The following is a 4196-nucleotide window of genomic DNA, read 5'->3' on the forward strand; positions in this document are numbered from 1 at the left end:
CTGATACTGCCAAAAATATGATGGAATAATGGATGACAAAGGAATGTGCTGATGAGCGGTGATTTTATGACCGGTGACCAGATTCAGAATTATGGCTGCTATGTCGCCGAGCCAAATGAAGTTCAGCTGGCAAAGTATTTTCATCTTGATGAACGCGATCTGGATTTCGTTAATCAGCGCCGGGGCAGGCATAACCGGTTTGGCATTGCTCTTCAGCTCACCACCGCCCGTTTTCTGGGCTCGTTTCTGAATGATCTCATGCAGATCCCTGCTGGCGTACGGCGCTATGTGGCTGCCCAGTTAGGTATTCCCCGACCGGAGGTCCTGTCCCGTTACGCACTGAGGGAAAATACACGCAGGGAACACCATGCGCTTATCAGACAGCATTACGGCTATCATGATTTTGGCGATTTCCCCTGGGCATTCAGGCTTAAACGTCTGCTGTACACCCGGGCATGGCTCAGCAATGAGCGTCCCGGACTGATGTTTGATTTTGCGACGGCATGGCTGCTTCAGCACAAAGTGTTACTGCCCGCCGCCTCCACGCTGACAAGGATTATTGGTGAAGTAAGGGAACGGGCTAATCGTCGCCTGTGGAGAAAGCTGGCGTCGCTGCCTGACCGCTGGCAGACAGCACAACTGGCTGGCTTACTGGAGGTCCCGGAAGGACAGCGGGTGTCTGTGATGGAGCAGTTGCGAAAAGGTCCTGTAGCGGTAAGCGGTCCGTCTTTTACAGAAGCACTGGAGCGGTATACCCGCCTGAGGAACCTGGCATTTTCACGGCTGAATTTTAACGGTCTCCCGGCCATACAGCTGCGTAATCTGGCCCGCTATGCGGGAATGGCGTCAGCAAGGTATATCGCCAGAATGCCCGAAACACGACGTCTGGCCGTTCTGACCGCGTTTGTTAAAGCGCAGGAAATAGCCGCGCTGGACGACGCCGTCGATGTACTGGATATGCTGATTCTGGACATTACCCGTGAGGCGAAGAAAACAGGGCAGAAAAAGCGGCTCAGGACGCTGAAAGATCTTGACCGGGCAGCATTGCTTCTGGCGAGGGCCTGTGCACTTCTTCTTGACGAAAACACGGATGATGAAACGCTGCGAAAGACCATATTCAGCAGCGTGCCAGTCGGCAGGCTTGCGGAGTCTGTTGATAAAGTTAACGAACTCGCCCGACCGCAGGACAACAACTTCCATGATGAAATGGTGGAGCAGTACGGACGGGTAAAGCGTTTCCTGCCTGCTCTTCTGCGTGATCTTCACTTTCGGGCCGTGCCTGGCGGTGAGCATACCCTGGCTGCTATCCATTACCCGACAGAACTGAACGGTTCGAAAAAACGTATCCTTGATGATGCGCCTGAGCAAATCATCACCGGCCCCTGGAAACGTCTGGTTTATGATGCGGAAGGACGGATTCAACGCGCCGGTTATTCACTGTGCCTGCTGGAGCGCCTTCAGGATTCACTGCGGCGTCGTGATCTCTGGCTGGAAAACAGCGAGCGCTGGGGCGATCCGCGTCAGAAGCTGCTTCAGGGGAAAGAATGGCAGGCTCAGCGAGTCGCAGTCTGTCGTGCGCTTGGGCACCCCACTGACGGTAGAACCGCCGCAGAACAGCTGGCGAACCAGCTGGACGAGACCTGGAAAGCTGTATCAGCGCGCTTTGACAGCAATGAGGCCGTGAGCATGTGTCATGGAGGTAAATACCCCTCTCTGACGATAGGCAGTCTGGAAAGGCTCGATGAGCCGCCCGCGCTGACGCAACTGAACAGCCGGGTGAAACAACTTCTTCCACCCGTGGATCTCACCGAACTGCTGCTTGAGATCGATGCCAGAACAGGCTTCACCCGAGAGTTTACGCACGTCAGTGAATCTGAGGCCAGAGCAAAGGATCTGCACATCAGTCTGTGTGCCGTTCTGCTGGCCGAGGCCTGCAACATCGGGCATGAACCCCTGATAAAACACAATATACCGGCGCTGACCCGCCACCGACTCAGCTGGGTGAAACAGAATTACTTCCGGGCTGAAACGTTGGTCAGCGCCAATGCGCGCCTGGTTGATTTTCAGTCCACGCTGGAACTGGCCGGTCGCTGGGGTGGCGGCGAGGTGGCTTCTGCCGATGGCATGCGCTTTGTTACCCCGGTTAAAACCCTCAACGCCGGGCCTAACCGGAAATACTTTGGTTCAGGGCGGGGGATCACCTGGTATAACTTCATTTCCGATCAGTATTCCGGGTTCCACGGCATCGTCATACCGGGGACACTGCGGGATTCTATTTTTGTACTGGAAGGTCTTCTGGAACAGCAGACCGGGCTGAATCCGGTAGAAATAATGACGGATACAGCAGGAACCAGCGATATTATTTTTGGTCTGTTCTGGCTGCTGGGATACCAGTTTTCGCCCCGTCTGGCAGATGCCGGAGAAGCCGTATTCTGGCGAATCGACAAAAATGCCCACTACGGCGCACTGGATGAACTGGCCCGGGGATGCGTGGAGCTGCCGAAGGTTGAAAATCACTGGGATGAAATGATGCGGGCATCCGGCTCCCTGAAGCTGGGCACCATCCATGCATCGGAACTGCTCCGTTCCCTGCTCAGGAGTACCCGTCCATCGGCGTTGGCGCAGGCGATCATGGAGGTAGGGAGAGTTAACAAGACGCTGTACCTTCTTAATTATATTGATGATGAGGATTATCGCCGGCGGATCCTGACCCAGCTAAACCGGGGAGAAGGCCGCCATGCCGTCGCCAGGGCCATCTGTTATGGGCAGCGTGGTGAAATCAGAAAACGTTACCGTGAGGGACAGGAAGATCAGCTTGGTGCGCTGGGCCTTGTTACGAATGCGGTAGTCCTGTGGAATACCATCTATATGCAGGAAGCGCTTTCACACCTTCGGGCTACTGGAGAAAAGCCGGATGACGAGCATATTGCCCGACTCTCTCCACTGATGCACGGTCATATCAATATGCTGGGGCATTATACGTTTACGCTACCGGAGGATATTCTGAAGGGAGAGTTGAGACCATTAAATTTCAATTTAAACAATGAATTATCTTCTTAACGTGGTTTTTTACACGATTGACCGTCAAACCCCGTAATTGAGGCTGACGTGCTCTACGTGATTAAGCTGTGAACTGGATAGCTTCGTGTTAGGTATAGAGGTGTTTACACTCGTAACCTTAACGTTTTCCAGAAGAATGATGTAATAGCAGACCTCTTGCCCTGCATCGTTGATTTTATAAAAACGGATTTCAGCGCTTTGCAGTGCCTGTCCAGTTGCAGCAGCCCTGTTGAGATAGGGAGAAGAGCTATCAATTTCCTTTTCAAGCATCATAGATGAATGCTGGCGTGTACCGGTGATCTTACCGCTTGCACTATCAACTGGCAGCGTTAAACCGTGGGATAACCCGATAATCTCAATGCTGCCTTCGCGATCCTGAACATCAACAGATCCTTTAATATCTGCACCGCCATCGTCCTTAAGCCACATATTTGCTGGAATTGGCATCTATATATCCTTTTTCTTGATAAAGGCCGCATTTTATTCTGACATGGCGACTTTAACGTTGGCTCAGATCAATCAAATGGTCACATGGGGGCGGATGGTTGAAAGGTTCTGCCATATCAGATAGTTACTTCACTAACGTGGTTTTTTACATCATTGACCGTCAAACCCCTATAACAGACACAAGTTGTCCGATATTTGATTTAGGATACATTTTTATGAGACTTTTTGGTTACGCACGGGTATCAACCAGCCAGCAGTCTCTCGATATTCAGATCAGGGCACTCAGAGACGCTGGCGTGAAAGCTAACCGCATCTTTACCGACAAGGCATCTGGTAGCTCAGTCGATCGTCCGGGGCTTGACCTTCTGCGGATGAAGGTGGAGGAAGGTGATGCCATTCTGGTGAAGAAACTTGACCGGCTTGGCCGGGATACCGCCGATATGATCCAGCTGATAAAAGAATTCGATGCACAGGGGGTGGCTGTCCGGTTTATGGATGACGGAATCAGCACCGACGGCGACATGGGAAAAATGGTGGTCACCATCCTTTCTGCCGTAGCTCAGGCCGAACGCCGCAGAATACTGGAACGTACGAATGAGGGCCGCGAGGACGCGAAGCTGAAGGGCATCCGGTTTGGCCGCAGGCGCACCATCGACAGAAACACCGTGCTGATGCTTCATCACAACGGA

General features: G+C 52.7%; 3 protein-coding genes. 2 read left to right on the plus strand and 1 reads right to left on the minus strand.

Features of this window, described 5'->3' with window-relative positions; translation table 11 throughout:
• The first annotated feature begins 51 nt into the window (after positions 1–51).
• The gene (locus GSQ70_RS03090) at positions 52–3060 is read left to right on the plus strand and encodes a Tn3 family transposase (RefSeq protein WP_158781039.1); all 3009 of its coding nucleotides are present in this window, start codon (positions 52–54) and stop codon (positions 3058–3060) included.
• A gap of 24 nt (positions 3061–3084) precedes the next feature.
• Here the strand turns inward: GSQ70_RS03090 and GSQ70_RS03095 are convergent, their stop codons facing one another.
• Positions 3085–3507, minus strand: a complete 423-nt coding sequence (locus tag GSQ70_RS03095) for a type VI secretion system tube protein Hcp (protein WP_158781041.1) — start codon at positions 3505–3507, stop codon at positions 3085–3087.
• Between the two features lie 215 nt (positions 3508–3722).
• Between GSQ70_RS03095 and GSQ70_RS03100 the strand changes: the two genes are divergently transcribed.
• A partial coding sequence (locus GSQ70_RS03100) for a recombinase family protein (protein ID WP_158785187.1) occupies positions 3723–4196 on the plus strand: 474 nt, incomplete at its 3' end.

Origin of the sequence: Pantoea sp. BAV 3049 (assembly GCF_009765445.1) — a bacterium.
In the GTDB taxonomy this organism is placed as follows: domain Bacteria; phylum Pseudomonadota; class Gammaproteobacteria; order Enterobacterales; family Enterobacteriaceae; genus Erwinia.